The organism is uncultured Bacteroides sp. (genome assembly GCF_937912035.1).
In the GTDB taxonomy this organism is placed as follows: domain Bacteria; phylum Bacteroidota; class Bacteroidia; order Bacteroidales; family Bacteroidaceae; genus Phocaeicola.
In genome coordinates this window covers 29,560-45,623 of sequence record NZ_CALDPF010000034.1, presented here as the reverse complement: position 1 = coordinate 45,623, position 16,064 = coordinate 29,560, and the positions used below count along the sequence as shown (strand labels likewise).

Annotated in this window: 15 protein-coding genes; all 15 read right to left on the bottom strand. The window is 40.9% G+C overall.

Going from position 1 to position 16,064, the window contains the following annotated elements; translation table 11 throughout:
- Positions 1-4 precede the first annotated feature (4 nt).
- On the bottom strand, positions 5-1,111 hold the full coding sequence (locus Q0486_RS08650) for a sulfotransferase (RefSeq protein ID WP_299232108.1): 1,107 nt from the start codon (positions 1,109-1,111) through the stop codon (positions 5-7).
- A 31-nt stretch (positions 1,112-1,142) separates the two neighbouring features.
- Entirely contained in the window at positions 1,143-1,985 is an 843-nt protein-coding gene (locus tag Q0486_RS08645) for an SGNH/GDSL hydrolase family protein (RefSeq protein WP_299232106.1), read from the bottom strand.
- 29 nt (positions 1,986-2,014) lie between these two features.
- Positions 2,015-3,484 carry a sulfate adenylyltransferase subunit CysN gene (gene cysN / locus Q0486_RS08640; protein ID WP_299232274.1) on the bottom strand — a complete coding sequence of 490 codons (1,470 nt, stop codon included), beginning with the start codon at positions 3,482-3,484 and terminating at the stop codon, positions 2,015-2,017.
- Between the two features lie 134 nt (positions 3,485-3,618).
- Positions 3,619-4,530: a sulfate adenylyltransferase subunit CysD gene (gene cysD / locus Q0486_RS08635; protein WP_204390506.1), complete on the bottom strand. Its 912-nt coding sequence runs from the start codon at positions 4,528-4,530 to the stop codon at positions 3,619-3,621.
- A 15-nt stretch (positions 4,531-4,545) separates the two neighbouring features.
- Complete coding sequence (gene cysC / locus Q0486_RS08630; RefSeq protein ID WP_154043182.1) at positions 4,546-5,157, bottom strand: adenylyl-sulfate kinase; 612 nt, start codon at positions 5,155-5,157, stop codon at positions 4,546-4,548.
- A gap of 24 nt (positions 5,158-5,181) precedes the next feature.
- Positions 5,182-6,723, bottom strand: a complete 1,542-nt coding sequence (locus Q0486_RS08625; protein WP_299232105.1) for an SLC13 family permease — start codon at positions 6,721-6,723, stop codon at positions 5,182-5,184.
- Positions 6,724-6,765: 42 nt separating this feature from the next.
- Positions 6,766-7,572 (bottom strand): 3'(2'),5'-bisphosphate nucleotidase CysQ, encoded by an 807-nt coding sequence (gene cysQ, locus Q0486_RS08620; RefSeq protein ID WP_299232104.1) that lies wholly within the window; start codon positions 7,570-7,572, stop codon positions 6,766-6,768.
- Between the two features lie 110 nt (positions 7,573-7,682).
- Positions 7,683-9,341, bottom strand: coding sequence for an amino acid permease (locus tag Q0486_RS08615; protein ID WP_299232103.1), 1,659 nt, complete (start codon positions 9,339-9,341; stop codon positions 7,683-7,685).
- 30 nt (positions 9,342-9,371) lie between these two features.
- A complete protein-coding gene (gene rsgA, locus Q0486_RS08610; RefSeq protein WP_299232101.1) occupies positions 9,372-10,307 on the bottom strand; it encodes a ribosome small subunit-dependent GTPase A in 936 nt (311 codons plus the stop codon).
- 154 nt (positions 10,308-10,461) lie between these two features.
- Positions 10,462-11,022 (bottom strand): ribosome recycling factor, encoded by a 561-nt coding sequence (gene frr / locus Q0486_RS08605; protein ID WP_154043187.1) that lies wholly within the window; start codon positions 11,020-11,022, stop codon positions 10,462-10,464.
- 179 nt (positions 11,023-11,201) lie between these two features.
- Positions 11,202-12,494, bottom strand: coding sequence for a PepSY-like domain-containing protein (locus Q0486_RS08600; RefSeq protein WP_299232097.1), 1,293 nt, complete (start codon positions 12,492-12,494; stop codon positions 11,202-11,204).
- A 137-nt stretch (positions 12,495-12,631) separates the two neighbouring features.
- A complete protein-coding gene (hisS, locus tag Q0486_RS08595; RefSeq protein WP_299232095.1) occupies positions 12,632-13,993 on the bottom strand; it encodes a histidine--tRNA ligase in 1,362 nt (453 codons plus the stop codon).
- 72 nt (positions 13,994-14,065) lie between these two features.
- Positions 14,066-14,749 carry a zinc metallopeptidase gene (locus Q0486_RS08590; RefSeq protein WP_235336563.1) on the bottom strand — a complete coding sequence of 228 codons (684 nt, stop codon included), beginning with the start codon at positions 14,747-14,749 and terminating at the stop codon, positions 14,066-14,068.
- 146 nt (positions 14,750-14,895) lie between these two features.
- Positions 14,896-15,504, bottom strand: coding sequence for a hypothetical protein (locus tag Q0486_RS08585; RefSeq protein WP_299232092.1), 609 nt, complete (start codon positions 15,502-15,504; stop codon positions 14,896-14,898).
- Positions 15,492-16,004, bottom strand: coding sequence for an NAD(P)H-dependent oxidoreductase (locus Q0486_RS08580; RefSeq protein ID WP_299232090.1), 513 nt, complete (start codon positions 16,002-16,004; stop codon positions 15,492-15,494). The genes Q0486_RS08585 and Q0486_RS08580 overlap by 13 nt, the downstream gene beginning before the upstream one ends.
- Between the last annotated feature and the right edge of the window lie 60 nt (positions 16,005-16,064).

The following is a 16,064-nucleotide window of genomic DNA, read 5'->3' as shown; positions in this document are numbered from 1 at the left end:
TGTGTTAAAGCTTATAGTCCCATTGCTCAAGGGCAAATGACCAATGCTTCTCAACCAGCTCTATTGTTTCAGGTTTATATTGATATTTATTCTTTTTGTAACCTTTTTTCTTATTTACATACGCTTCAATTGCAGAACGCGCTTCATCGAAACCTGGCAATGAGAGTTTTTTGTAAATATCTTCGGTCATATCAAAAGCATTCAGCTCATAGTCCTCAAATTTCACCTCTACAAGATTTCCTTCAGGGATAAATTTCTTGTCTTCTTCATATTTGTGGTATAGCTTGGAATATACCTCCAGTATATTAGCCTGAAGTTCTTCGTTGCTGATGTTCTGTAGCATCAGCGGCTGTATTGTATTGGTGAAGAAACTTCTTGTTGACTCAAACACCGTGTATGGATTACGCATCAGATAAATGAATTTGGCATTAGGGAACATTTTTACCAGTTCCTTTACTCGTCCTGTGTGAGGAGGATTCTTGCTCAGGAATTGTGTTCCTTTAGTATTCCAAAGTGAGATCTTGATCAATTTTGTGAAAACCTCTTCGAATACTCTCAGTTCTTCGTCTGTAATATCGTTGAAAAGTAGATATTTGTCTGCATATTCCAACATGTGTTTTGGTAGGAACCAGAAGTTATAATATGTATATGGCATCATATTGGCCAAAGCAAATTCTTCTTCCTGAGGAAGGTCAACTGCCAGTTCCATATTGTCTGTCGGGCGTTTGTCCGGCATAATCCAACTCATATTCTTCTTGAAGAACGGTTGTCCCCACATCATCAGATGAGGGAATACTGTCTGATAAGTTGTGTTATATCCGAAATGCTTGTCGCATGAAAACACATTATGCATGAATGTGGTTCCGCTTCGCCAGTGTCCTAATATGAATACCGGGTCGTGCTCAAGAGGCTTGTCGGCAAGTAACTTCTCGTACTTGCTGTCCTGTAACGGTTTCAGAGACGACAACAGGCGACATATCGATTTCGTAAGTCGGTATTTGTTTTTGAATTTGTCGTCAATAACTCTTCCTTCTGTTATCTGATTGAATGTTTTCCAATCAGCTCCTACCAACGGATTGACAGGCAATTTACTGAATTCTAGTAGTCCCATTTTATTATTTCTAGTATGTCTCTAAAAAACTTTATTTGAATGAAGAAGGAAGCGCAAGCATTTGATACATTATGGTTTTTGCCATACGTTCATGTCCTTCTATATTTGGATGAAGTCTGTCTGTATCTTTATTGCTGAAGTATTGTACATTCGAATCATTCATTGGATATAGTCCGCTCAAACTGTTAAGGTCTATAACTGGAACGGCCCAAAAATTACCGGCTTGTTTGATAGTCTGAACATAATCATCAATAAACAATCCTATACTGTTGGAGAAAGCTTCTTCGGGTTGTACATTATTTATACTGAATTGTGCAAAACCACGATGAAGTGGAGTCATCAGAATTATTTGTTGCTTTGGAAAATTAGTTTTCAGATAATTCATCAGGATATTTATACGTCCACAGAATGTAGTTTCATCCATCACAGTTTTTCTGTATGTTCTTTCTTCCACCTTATTATCTGGTATAGGAGCGTCACGCTTGATTTCTTCAAACCAACTGCCTATGGGAATTCCTGCATTATAGTCATTTGTTCCTGCAAAAACAAATATGGCATCTATATCATTACCATGATCTTCATGCAACTGTTTAGCCTGATTTAACAGACCATTCATCTGATTTCCGTTAATACCATAGGAATATGCTTCCAGACCAAGCAGTTCTGACAAGAATTCCCAGTAACATTTTTTCGTACCTATTCTTTTTTTATCAGTTATAGAGTCACCAAGAAACGCTACTTTCTTTCCTTTCCATTGACTGTCAACCCTTTCAGTGGTAGAAGCTTCAGAAATGCCGGTTGCATGAATAAATGCAGTAGATTCTGAATTTATCATTAGTGCTGCCATTAATATAGCAAGTAGTCTTTTGCTCATTCCTATAAATATTAACAATATTTTTTGTATTATTTTCTGATTTCAATATCAATACCCTGACGAGACAGCTCTTTCACTGCTTTTTCTATAGCTTCATAGTGCTCAGGAGCGATACCAAGTTTAGGCAAATCCAGAACAGGCAATTCCATTTGATTGTGCATATCCTTGTCTGCCACCTGATTGATGATCATACCTACGGCACTTGTATTGTTTGTTATAGGGTCTATAAGTATGAATGCACCTGTAGCTTTGTTGTCAGAATATGAGTCGAAGAACAGTTCCTTTGATGAAGTAAGGACAACCTTTGCTATCTGGTTCAACTGCATTGGAACATCTTCTTTTGCAAGGCGGCCGTTTTCAACACTCAGGTGTTCCATTGTGTTGATATCTACCTTATATTCTATGCTGTCGATGCGTGTACGGCTTGTATTAGTGGTATGTTTCAGGAAAAATGATTTCTCCATGTCCATCTTCTCTTCGTCCATCCATACCAGCATGGCTTCGAAGTTACGTCCTATCATAGGAACATTGTCCGGATGTACAAGCATTTCACCTCTTGATACGTCTATTTCATCTTCCAGTGTTATGGTTACAGACATAGGAGGGAAAGCATAGTCTATCTCACCTTCGTATGTAACGATACTCTTTACGTGTGATTTCTTTCCTGACGGGAGAGCCATCACTTCGTCGCCTTTGTGTATAACACCTGAAGATACCTTTCCACAGAATCCGCGGAAATCAAGGTTAGGACGCAAAACGTACTGAACCGGATAACGGAAATCTTTCAGATTATGGTCATTTCCGATATGTACTGTTTCAAGATATTCAAGTAATGATGTGCCTTCGTACCATGGTGTGCGGTCTGATTTTTCCACTACGTTGTCACCTTCTAAAGCCGAAAGCGGTATGCACTGAATGTCCGGAATATTCAGAGGCTCAACGAAAGATTTATAGTCGTTGACAATCTTGTCGAACACTTCCTTTGAGAAGTCCACCAGGTCCATCTTGTTTACAGCCAGAACCACGTGCTTGATACCAAGCAGTGAAACCAGGTATGAATGGCGCTTTGTCTGAGTGATAACTCCTGTACGGGCATCAACAAGGATGATTGCGAGATTGGCTGTAGAACCACCTGTAATCATGTTGCGGGTATATTGTTCGTGTCCCGGAGTGTCGGCAATGATGAACTTACGGTTGTTTGTAGAGAAATATCTGTATGCCACATCGATTGTGATACCCTGTTCGCGTTCAGCTTTCAGACCGTCAAGCAAAAGGGCATAGTCAATGTGTTCGCCTGCGTTACCTACACGCTTGCTGTCGCGTTCGAGTGCGTCAAGCTGGTCTTCATAAAGTTTCTTGCTGTCGAACAGCAGACGGCCTATAAGAGTTGATTTACCGTCGTCAACAGAACCTGCTGTAAGGAAACGGAGCAAGTCCTTCTGTTCGTCTTTCTTTAGGAATTCCTCTATGGACATATTTCCGCGTGCTTCTCCTTCCATAGGGTTTCCTGATTTGTTTTTATCTAAAGTTTCCATTTTACTCGATTAATAATTAATAATTAAAAGTGAATAATGAACAATTAATAATTATAACAGAGGCGTTTTTAATTATTAATTCTTTAATTCTTAATTATCTAAAAATATCCTTCACGTTTTTTCTGCTCCATGCTGGCTTCCTGGTCGAAGTCAATCACACGTGTAGTACGTTCGCTCTTTGTAGTGGTCATCATTTCCTCCACAATCTTTTCGATAGTATCGGCTTCGCTTTCTATTGCTCCGGTAAGTGGCCAGCAGCCAAGAGTACGGAAACGTATCTTCTTCATTTCTATTTTATCTTTGTACTGTTCAGGCAGACGGTCGTCGTCAGGCATAATGAGCTGTCCGTCGATGTTGATGACCGGTCTTTCCTTTGCGAAGTACAAAGGAACGATAGGAATATTTTCAAGACGTATGTACTGCCATATATCAAGTTCTGTCCAGTTGCTCAGAGGGAACACACGGATGCTTTCTCCTTTTCTGATGCGGGCGTTATAAATGTCCCAAAGCTCAGGACGCTGGTTTTTAGGGTCCCACTGGTGGAACTCATTTCTGAAAGAGAATATACGTTCTTTTGCACGTGATTTTTCCTCGTCGCGACGTGCACCACCGAATGCTGCATCGAATTTGTATTTATCGAGTGCATTAAGCAAAGCCTGTGTCTTCATTAGGTCTGTATGGACTTTACTACCGTGAGTGAAAGGACCTACACCGGCTTTGAATGCCTCCATATTGCTTTCTACAATGAGATTCCAGCCATATTTTTTTGCATATTCATCGCGGAACTGAATCATTTCCTTGAATTTCCATTTTGAGTCAATATGCATAAGAGGGAATGGTACCTTGCCCGGTGCAAAAGCTTTTTCTGCCAGACGTACCATTACAGATGAATCCTTGCCTATACTGTAAAGCATGACAGGATTTTCGAATTCGGCAGCCACTTCACGTATAATGTGGATAGACTCGGCTTCCAGTTCCTTCAAGTGGCTAAGTTTATATTCTTCGATCATATTTTTATTTTGTTTTTAGTCTTTTTTGAATGATATTTTAGGAAGTATAAGTTCCAGAAGTTTGTTTACAGATTCCTCAACACTCAGTTTTGACGTATCTATAGACAAAGCCGGGTTTGCCGGAGCTTCGAAAGGTGCTGATATACCTGTGAAGTTCTTTATTTCTCCACGTCTGGCTTTTGCATAAAGGCCTTTCACATCTCTTCTCTCGCATTCCTCTATAGGTGTGCTTACAAATATTTCAAGGAAATTTTCTTTTCCTATAATATTGGCAGCCATTTCACGTATGTCATTGTTAGGACTTATAAAGGCTGCAATGGTGATTATACCGGTATCTACAAACAGTTTTCCTATTTCGGCTATGCGTCGGATATTTTCCACTCTGTCTTCTTCAGAGAATCCCAAGTTGTTGTTTATTCCGCTGCGGATATTGTCTCCGTCAAGAATTCTGCATAGCAGACCACGCTTTTGCAATTCCCTTTCAAGAGCTATTGCAATCGTGCTTTTACCTGAGCCGCTCAGTCCAGTGAACCATATCATCACGCTATGCTGATGAAGCAGTTCTTCCTTGTCGGCTCTGGTGAGCATCTTGTCGAATATAGGATAAATGTTGTTTTTATTTTCCATATATGTCTAGTTTTTATTTATTTCTTAAAATGGCCAAATTTGCGGTATAAGCAGTACCGAAATTATGAAAGTAATGATATTAAGCGGCAGACCTATGCGTACAAAGTCTGTAAACTTATAATTACCGATACCCTGTACTATAAGGTTTGTCTGATAACCGATAGGAGTGGAGAAACTGGCCGAGGCTGCCACACATACGATGACAAAGAATGGCATAGGGCTTACTCCAAGCTGTTGCGACAGCGACAAGGCAAGCGGAAACGACAATGCTGCAGCTGCATTATTTGTTATCAATTCGGTAAAGATGTTCGTTATTATAAACATTGCCGCCAGCAATACATACGGGCCATAACTATGGCTAAGTCCTATAATCTGGCTCGCTATCAGGTCGGAAACCCCTGAATTCACCATAGCCTTGCTGATGCCGAAAGCACATGCAATGGTTATCAGCACGTCCCATGATATGTATTTTGTGTATTTGCGTGGAGGAAATATCTTTGTCCATGCCATTATTACAGTAGTTACCGACACGAAAAAGAACATATCCAGCTTGATTCCTTCGGGCAACATCTTCTGCACAGCAGGAAGTTCGCCTACAGTAGCACCTATAATCATAATCAATAATAATGTCAGGGCAAGCCAGCGTTTTTTCTTTCCCACAGGTTCTACATCCTTTCCGTTTGCCAGCATGATGAAGACAGACGATTCACCCCATGTTTTGATGAAACTGTCGTCTGCCATTATTACCAGAGTATCGTTCTCGCGGAAGTGCATCTTCGAAAGATTGGTATATGTATTACCGTTTCTTCTCAATTCCTTTATCTCTGCACCATAGTGGCGTTTGAAGTCGAAATCGGAAATGCGGCGATTGATACCAGGAAAACGTGCTCCTATTACAGCCTCTATAGGATGAAGCGACGGATCATCTTCGCCTGAAATAACCTGATCAGGACGTTGCGCAGGGAGCAGTTTCTTTGAGAAAACGAACAGATATATGATACCGGCAAGTGCTATGAAGATACCCACCTTGCCAAGCTCGAACATACTGAATCCTTTCATTCCTGCATCCTGTATCATACTGTGTACCACTAGGTTTGTAGAAGTTCCTATAAGTGTACACATACCTCCCAAAATCGTTACATACGACAGGGGAATGAGGAAATAAGTGGCAGGAAGCTTTACGTAGTTTGCCCACCTCTTTATTATTGGCGCAAAAATTACCACCACCGGAGTGTTGTTGAGGAATGCCGATATGAAGGCAATACTTGGCAACATCCTTAGTTGAGCCTTGAAAACATTTATATTTTCTACAGGAAGCAGATTCTTGATAAGTTTTGTCAGAGCACCGCTTTGGCGTACTCCTTCACTTACCAGGAACAGCATAGCTACAGTTATCATACCTTTGTTGCTGAATCCCTCAAGCATCTCTTTCGGAGTCAATATTCCGGTGCATAGGAAAACCACGAGAACGGAGAACAAAATCATTCCCGGTCTCATTTTATCAGCAATTAGAGCCGCAAGCATCCCTACAAGTGAGACAAGTACTATGATTATTTCGTGTGACATCTTTTATTGACTTCGTCGATTTGACAATTCTTATCTTACTTGTTATTTGGCAATGAACCACGGGTTCAATAAATCTTCTTTATTATATGAGAGTGGCGTTTTCTCGTCTGTGTGATATACCTCTCTTCCGGCAGCACGGATAATGGCATGTCCGGCAGCCGTATCCCATTCCATTGTAGGAGCGAAACGCGGATAAATATCTGCCTTGCCTTCAGCTATGAGGCATAGTTTTAGAGAGCTGCCTTTTGATACAGTTTCTACATCAGGGTGTAATTCTTTAACCTTTTCGATAAATTCTTCTGTCTCAGGAGAAAGATGTGAACGAGAAGCCACTACGACGAATTTATTTCTTTCTTCTCTTATAGGAAGATGTATGGCTCTTGATGTCAGCGAAGAGAATGTTTCTTCTTCAGAAACTGAATTTATATTTTCCACTTTGAATGCACCGTGTTCACAGTCGCCCAGATATAATTCTTCCTTTACCGGAATATATATTACTCCGGCTTGAGGCGTACCGTTTTTTACGTATGCTATATTAACGGTGAATTCGCCATTCTTCTTTATGAATTCCTTTGTTCCGTCCAGCGGATCGACTATCCACAACTCGTTCCATTCCTTTCTGTTTTCGAATGGAAGCTTCTTGCCTTCCTCACTCAGTACAGGAATATTTGTCAATGAAAGTATTCCGCTGATAACTTCATGCGCTTTCCTGTCGGCTATTGTCAGAGGTGAATTGTCTGCTTTCTTTTCTATTTCAAAATCCGCATTCGGATCAGTATAGACGCTCATTATTTTCGCACCTGCTTCTATTGCAGCACGGACTGCGACCATCAATATATTTTTATCCATAATCTATAAATCGCTGTAAAATAAGTACTTTTTTTCTAAAAGCCTGTAGTTGAAAACTCTGAATTCCTGGACAAAGTTATGTTTTATAACTTATTTTAAGATATAAGACATTACGATAGTACAGGTTTGGAGTGTTTCCACATTCTGTACATATAGTATGCACAATGTGTCACTGCAAAGACAAATGATATGGTCAGCAATGTCTTATCGGCTTCCCAGCCTACTGTCTGCTGATGCCATAGTCCTGTTATTATGCTTAGTACGGACAATGATATCCCCATGATATTCAGCACCATATCTCCCTTCCTTATTTTTATTCCTTTTTCCAGTTTACTGTGTCTGATACCGTATGATGCATATACGTCAAGTCCAATCAGCATCCAGAGTACGAGTCTTATCCATGTATCGGCAGGCAGGAAACACATCATACACAGGCATGTCAATATTCCCAGTATCGGTACTGCCGGTACAAACGGAGTCTTGAATGCCCTTAGTGCATCCGGCATGGTCTTTCTCACGACAAGAATTCCGGCGCATACCAGTGTAAATGCAAGAAGTGTTCCTATGCTTGTCATCTCGCCTGCCACCTGTGCCGGGACAAATCCTGCCAGCAGACTTACAACCACCATGAATAACAAATTACTGTGTACTGGTGTTCTTGTCTTTTCATTTATTTTTGAAAAAAACTTTGGAAGCAGGCCGTCGTGGCTCATACTCAGGAAAACACGGCTCTGTCCCATAAGAGTCACCATTATGACAGAACAGTAACCGAACAGTATCGCCAGAATTATGGCCTTGTTGAGCCAAGGATATGCAGGAGTTATTGTTCCTGAGGCATCAACAGTTCCCATATTTTCTATGGCAACGGCTACGGGTGCTATTCCCACATGACCTTTGAACTCGGTATAGTTCGCCACCCCTGTCATCACGTGTGCAAACAGAATGTATAAAACTGTACAAACCAGAAGTGAAACCAGAATTCCTATAGGCATGTCGCGTTTAGGGTTCTTTGTCTCCTGTGCTGCTGTACTTACAGCATCGAAACCGAGAAAGGCAAAGAATACTATTGCCGCACCGCGGAATATTCCGGATATACCGAACTCACCCAGCTTTCCGGTATTTTCAGGAATGTATGGAGTATAATTGTCTGCCTGAATGAATTTCCACCCCAGTACTACGAAAACCAGTATTACAGCTATTTTCAGAAATACTATAAAACCATTGAATATGGAACTTCCTGCCGTACCTCTCATCAGTATGATACTCATCATTATTACAATGAGTATTGCAGGTATGTTTATTATACCACCATCCCATGGACAAGCCGTAAGATGGTGGGGTAGGGATATACCTATACTTTCTAGAAAAACCACCATGTATCTGCTCCAACTTATACTTACGGTAGTTGCGGCAACGGTATATTCCAAAACAAGATCCCAGCCTATAATCCATGCTATGAGTTCGCCCATAGTGGCATACGAGTATGTATAAGCACTGCCCGACACAGGAATCATAGAAGCAAATTCAGCGTAGCACAGACCTGCAAAGCAGCATCCTATGGCTGCAATTATGAACGACAGGGTTATGGCCGGTCCTGTAAATTCGGATGCTACAGTTCCGGTAATGGAGAAAAGTCCTGCACCTATTATTACTCCAACTCCAAGAGCTACCAGCCCTACAGGACCAAGCACTCTTTTCAGAGTCTTACTGCCGGAAGCCTGTGCTTCTGCCTGCAGAGTTTCAATGCTTTTTCTTATAAATAGTCCCATTCTGTTTTTAGTTGTAGATGTATTTATGTTTTAATATGCCGAACGGTATTTGCCGTCCTCTTTATCGTCAAGTATGCTCAGATAAGAAGTATATCTTGATTCGCTTATGTAATGTTTTTCTACGGCCTCCCTCACTGCACATCCCGGTTCATGACGGTGTGTACAGTTGCCATATTTGCAATTGGCCGAGAATTTGAATATTTCCTTGAAATAATGTCCCACCTCTTCATCTTCCATGTCGAATGTACCGAAACCTTTTATTCCCGGAGTGTCGATTATGTATCCTCCTCCGTTTACGGGGAACATTTCGGAGAATGTCGTGGTGTGCATACCTTTGTTGTGGACATTCGAAATATCACCTGTTTTCAGATTTTGTTCCGGCAGAATGGCATTGATAAGTGTGGATTTTCCTACTCCCGAGTTTCCGGAGAAAAGTGTTATCTTACCTTCAAGGGCCTTTTTGATTTCTTCAATTCCTATGTTGTTCAGAGCTGAGACCTTATAACACTGATACCCGATAGTGGTGTATAGATTTATAAGTCCGTCCAGATATCTGTTCTCATCTTCCGAATATCGGTCTGTCTTGTTGAAAACCAGACATACCGGTACACGATATGCTTCGGCCGATGCCAGAAAGCGGTCGATGAATGTAGTTGATGTTTCAGGATAGTTTACTGTTACGATAAGCATGCACTGGTCAAGGTTTGATGCTATGATGTGCGATTGCTTTGAAAGGTTGGATGAACGTCGTATTATATAGTTCTTTCGGTCTTCAATTTCTGTTATGAATGCAGTGCCTTCCTGATTGCGTATGATTTTCACACGGTCGCCAACAGCTACCGGGTTTGTACTTCTGATACCTTTCAGTCGGAAATTCCCTTTAATCTTGCATTCCACCGTGCTGTCTTCGTCTGTTTTAACGAGATACCAGCTACCTGTATTTTTAATTACTAAACCTTTATCCAAAAGAGTTGATTTTTTGTAATTGTGAATTAGTGATATTATTTAATAAAGAAAAGAAGAAACTGCATTACTGTGTTTTTGGGGAAAAATGGTAGTGCAGATTCTTCTTTCTTTTATAGTGTATAAATGTATTGGTGTATGCACCAATAAAAAAACATTATACTGTCATGATTTCCTTATCCTTGGCAGCAAACATGTCGTCAATCTGCTTGATAAACTTGTCGTGTATCTTCTGCAGTTTTGCTTCGCTGTTTTTCTGCTCGTCTTCAGGCATACCGTCTTTTACGGCTTTCTTCAATGCGTCGATTGCATCGCGGCGAGCGTTACGGATACTTACTTTTGCAGTTTCAACTTCGCCTTTACACTGTTTTGACAATTGTTTACGGCGTTCCTCTGTCAATGGAGGGATACCGATACGTATGATTTCGCCATTGTTTTCAGGCATAATTCCAAGTTCTGAGTCGATGATGGCTTTCTCAATCACGCGGAACATGCTTTTGTCCCAAGGCTTGATAGCTATGCTTCTGGCATCAGGAGTAGTTACTGCTGCCACATTGTTGATTGGAACCATGCTTCCGTATGAGTCAACTTTGATGCCGTCCAACAAACGTACATCTGCTTTTCCTGCGCGGATATGTGCCAATGCTTCGTCAAGGTACATGATTGCCATGTCCATTTTCTCTTCAGCTTCGCTGATTATAGTTTTTGAATCTGCCATTATTATTTAATTTTTAGGTTATGCTGTTATGTGATAATATTTTAAGTGAACAAAAGTATGTGTTTTTTTGCTCTTTTGCAATAGTTGATGTATAAATTGATATTCTAAAATGAAACTATCCTGCTTCGTCACGGTTATTATGCTGTGCGAAACAGGATAGTTCAATATATGTAAGCCTTTTAGTCTTTATATTCAGCCTTCAGTGTTCCGTCTTTATTTATCAGAACATCATATTCAGTACCGCCTTTGCGTGCCTCTATTTCAAACCAGTCTCCAGCAGGAGTTTCTACGGCGTCTGCTTCATTTTCATGGCTTGTGTAGTTGGCCGATATATAGTTTTTCACGGCTTCAGGCAGATTATTGTATGTAGTTTCATATTCTGTCCTTACCCATTCGTCTTTACCGTTGAAATACACATCCTTTTCTATGCCGTCATGTATAATCTCTATTTCTGTCAGTCCGTCGTCATGACCTTTATCTTTGATAATGGCTCCCGGATATCTCTCGTCAAGAACAGCCTGAATTGCAGTTCCTGCCGATATACCTCCGTTGATATCATCTCCGAAGTTAGGTTTCGAATTCATCACATTTCCGTTCTCGTCAAAATATAGTTCAATGTCATTGTCATTTCTGCCTTCTATTTCAACACTGTAGAAATTACCTTTCGAATTCGTTTCGTAGTACTCTATGTCGTCAATGTAGTAATTAGGATATGTTGTCGTGATATGACTTATGGCTGCTTCAGGCAAAACAGACGAATTTCTGTTGTAGTCCTTCTTTGTGTAAATCCACTCATATCCGGCAGTCAGCAAAGCGTCATGCTTGATGTTTTGGAATATGAATTCCACTTCAACACCGCCGTCCTCAAATTCCACGTCAACGATTCTTGCACCAGGATATTTGCTTTCAACCCAAGAATATGCATCGTTGGCAGGCTGTGTAGGCAACAGATCCGTATAATCCGGATTCTGGTTAGCGTCAAGAACTTCTTTCACCAGAACACCGTCTTCCGAGTAATATAAGTCAGCTTCAGTTTCCTTGTTATTTTCTTCCTTTTCAACTTCAATTACATACAGCATCAGATTTTCACCGTTTTTCTTTATTACATCCACTTCATCATCATGCCTCCAAGGAAGTTTTGAATAGTCACTTTCATTGAAAGCTGTCGTTACAGCTTGTGGAAGCGAAGAGAAAGGAATATCATATTCATGCATCTTGAATGTGGCAGTTGATTTTTCGAACCACGCTGTGAAGTCCGTGTCGTTTCCTGCACGGCTGCCGTTCCACTCGAAAGAAGCAATTGCGTAATTTCCGTTTGTTCTCCAGGATACATCTTTTGCTCCGGGGAATTCACGGTCGAATGCTTCGTAAACAGCATTGTCTATATAGCCGTCGCCGTTTTGCTTGTCACACGATGAAAGAGCGATAGTTCCACATATCAGGGCGGTTGTAATAAACTTTATTTGCTTCATAACAATTGGTTTTAAAATTATCATATCGCAAACATAGGATCGAAAACTGAAAAGATTTGGGAATTTTGAAAAAAATAGCGTCACTATGGAAATAAAACCACAGTGACGCTGCAATCTGTATGATTAATATCTTTTTCTTATTTTATGGCTGCTACAAGTTCTTCCGGAGTAAGAAGTGACTGTTCGCCTGTTGTCATATTTTTCAGAGTGACTTTTCCTTCGTTCATCTCGTTCTCACCAACTATAGCCACGAAAGGAATCTGTTTTGCGTTGGCATAGCTCATCTGCTTTTTCATCTTTGTGCTGTCAGGATATATTTCAGCACGAATGCCTGCCTCACGAGCCTTGAACAATATAGGAAGAGAATATTCTGTTTCCTTTTCGCCGAAGTTTACAAACAACAGCTGAGTTCCATTTACAGCCTCCTTCGGATAAAGATCCAGCTGGTTCAGAACATCATAGATACGGTCGGCACCGAAAGAGATACCTACACCTGACATGCCATCCATTCCGAATACACCTGTCAAATTGTCATAACGTCCACCGCCGCTGATACTACCTATCTGAACATCCAGAGCCTTGACTTCGAAGATGGCACCTGTATAGTAGTTCAGTCCGCGAGCCAGAGTAAGGTCAAGTTCCACTTCCGACTTAACTCCCAACTGAGCCACATGCTTAAGGATGAATTCGCTTTCTTCCACACCTTTGAGACCAGTTTCGCTTGCAGCCAAAACAGTTTTCAGAGTTTCAAGCTTTTCTTCGTTCGAACCGCTCAACAGGATGATAGGCTGCAACTTGTCGATAGCTTCCTGAGGAATACCCTTCGATGCAAGTTCGGCATTCACATTGTCGAGGCCAATCTTGTCCAACTTGTCGATAGCTACAGTGATATCTACTATCTTGTCAGCCTCGCCGATGATTTCTGCTATACCGGTAAGAATCTTGCGGTTATTTATCTTGATTGAAACACGAATTCCAAACTTCTTGAACACAGAATCAATCATCTGCACCAGTTCCACTTCGTTAATCAGTGAGTTACTTCCCACAACGTCGGCATCGCACTGATAGAATTCGCGGTAGCGTCCTTTCTGAGGACGGTCTGCACGCCATACAGGCTGAATCTGGAAACGCTTGAATGGGAAAGTAATCTCGTCGCGGTGCATAACCACATAGCGGGCGAAAGGTACTGTAAGGTCATAGCGAAGTCCCTTTTCGCAGAATTTGCTGGCCAGTTTAGCTGCATTGCGGCTCAACAGTTCCTCGTCAGTGATGCCTGAGAAGTAGTCGCCTGAGTTCTGAATCTTGAAAAGAAGTTTGTCGCCTTCCTCACCGTATTTCCCCATCAGAGTAGAAAGATTCTCCATTGAAGGAGTTTCTATCTGACTATATCCGTAGAGGTGAAAAACTTCGCGTATAGTGTCGAATATATAGTTTCGTTTCGCCATTTCAACAGGCGAGAAATCTCTTGTTCCTTTCGGTATTCCCGGTTTTGTAGCCATATTGTTTCTGTTTTAATTATTTTGCTTACAAAAGTAGACAATTATTTTATAAGAAGGAAATAATTGTAGAAATTACTCTTCGCGGCGTCCCATGTATATCATTATATAATATACCAGAGTGGCAAGTGAGCCAAGAGCGGCAACCACGTAAGTATATGCGGCCGACTTAAGCGCATCTTTAGCCATGCCGTGGTTCGAAGCATTTGTGATACCCGCACTGTTCAGCCATACCAGTGCGCGGCGGCTGGCATCAATCTCCACAGGAAGTGTGATGAAGCTGAAAAGTGTTGTCATTGCAAAAAGACAGATACCTATCAGCAACAGCTGAGGAAACGAATTTATGAGTAATATACCTGCAAGCAGTATCCATGACATTATAGACGAAGAGAACTGAACCACCGGTACCAGAGCCGAACGCATCTGCAGAGGAGCGTATGCACGTGCATGCTGTACGGCATGACCACATTCGTGAGCAGCCACGGCGGCTGCGGCTACACTGCATGATGAATAAACACCTTCACTCAGGTTCACAGTTTTGTTGGTAGGGTTAAAATGGTCTGTAAGCATACCCGGAGTGCTGATAACTCTTACATCGTATATACCGTTATCGCGTAGCATCTTTTCAGCTACTTCACGTCCTGTCATCCCGTTGTAGAGAGGAACCTTCGAATACTTGTCAAACTTGCTTTTCAAACTGGACTGCACTATAAAACTCACTATAGCGATTCCGATAAAAATAATCCAACTAAATACCATATATTTTCTATTTTATAATTATTAATCAATGAATTGACGTACAAAAACCTTGCCAAAGTTTTAAAAGTGAGTTTTATACAATACAAAAAACACTTTTCGAAAAGTGACTTTTGGCTGAAAAAGCACCTTTCGAAAAGTGTTTTGTTCTATTGTCTTTCTATTTCGAGCCGTTGCATTTCCTTTTCGCTGACTCCGAATTTCTTCCCATAACGTATCCAATATGAGCGGGCTGCCATTTTGAACAGCCATTTTGGAAGTGGCATCGTAGCTGTTATGTCTTTATAGTTTCCTTTATTTACAGATTCTGACAATCTTTTTATTGCCCTTACAGCTATATATCTGAATGGAGTTTCAAGAATAGCCTCTCCACTGCCTAACATGAGTATCGAACCAATTGGAAAATTATTTCGTCTGCAGAAATATCTTATCATGCTTACTGCCACACAGTTCTGCTCATACTCCAGAAATCCGCAATTAATCAATATTGAAATAACCGGTCTTTGTGCAGGAAGATTGTTTTCCAGATTTTTCAGGAAGTTCAGCAGACCTACAGGGAGAGAATCGGCATACAGTGGAAATGCTATAATGACATCAGAATATTTCTCCATTTCTGCAATCAGTTTCAGATGATTTGACTTTGTTATATTGAAATAATCACATTGCAACCTGCTGTATTTCATGAAAATCTCCGAATACTTTTTCGAGTTCGATTTTGGAGCACGCGGGCTGCCGTTAAGAATCATTACTTTTCCCATTTCTTCAATTCATTTTTAACAGTTTCCTCAACTTCCTGTTCTGTTACGAATACTATCTCATATTTCCCAAAGTTCATGTTTCGCGCATTGCGCTCCACCAGCTGACGGAATATATCCTGTTCTGCTCTGTCTGTATCACCATAGGCTATTATTGTAGCATCCTTTGTAGCCACATTGCGCTGCACGTGGTGAGTCTCTCCCCGGTGTATGCGTATGAATGCCTGTTGTATCGGGATAGCCCTCTCAATCATTGTTTTCATCACAGAGTCATAACCGCCGTATTTTATATGGCTTACGTATATCACAGAACTACTTTCTGCTATATACGGATATACTTTGGTCGCATCGTCCCTGATTACGCATTTTCCCGGCGTCTTTGTCCAGCACCCGAAGCATCCCACACAATTGGCAATCTTCATAGACGACAAGTCTATATATTTTATGTCCTTATTTTCACCTATTTCTAAATTAATGGGTCTGTCGCTCATTATAAGTTTCATAGATCTACATTTGTTATTCTGGTTTCTGAATATAAGAACAAATGTTTATGATGCAATGTT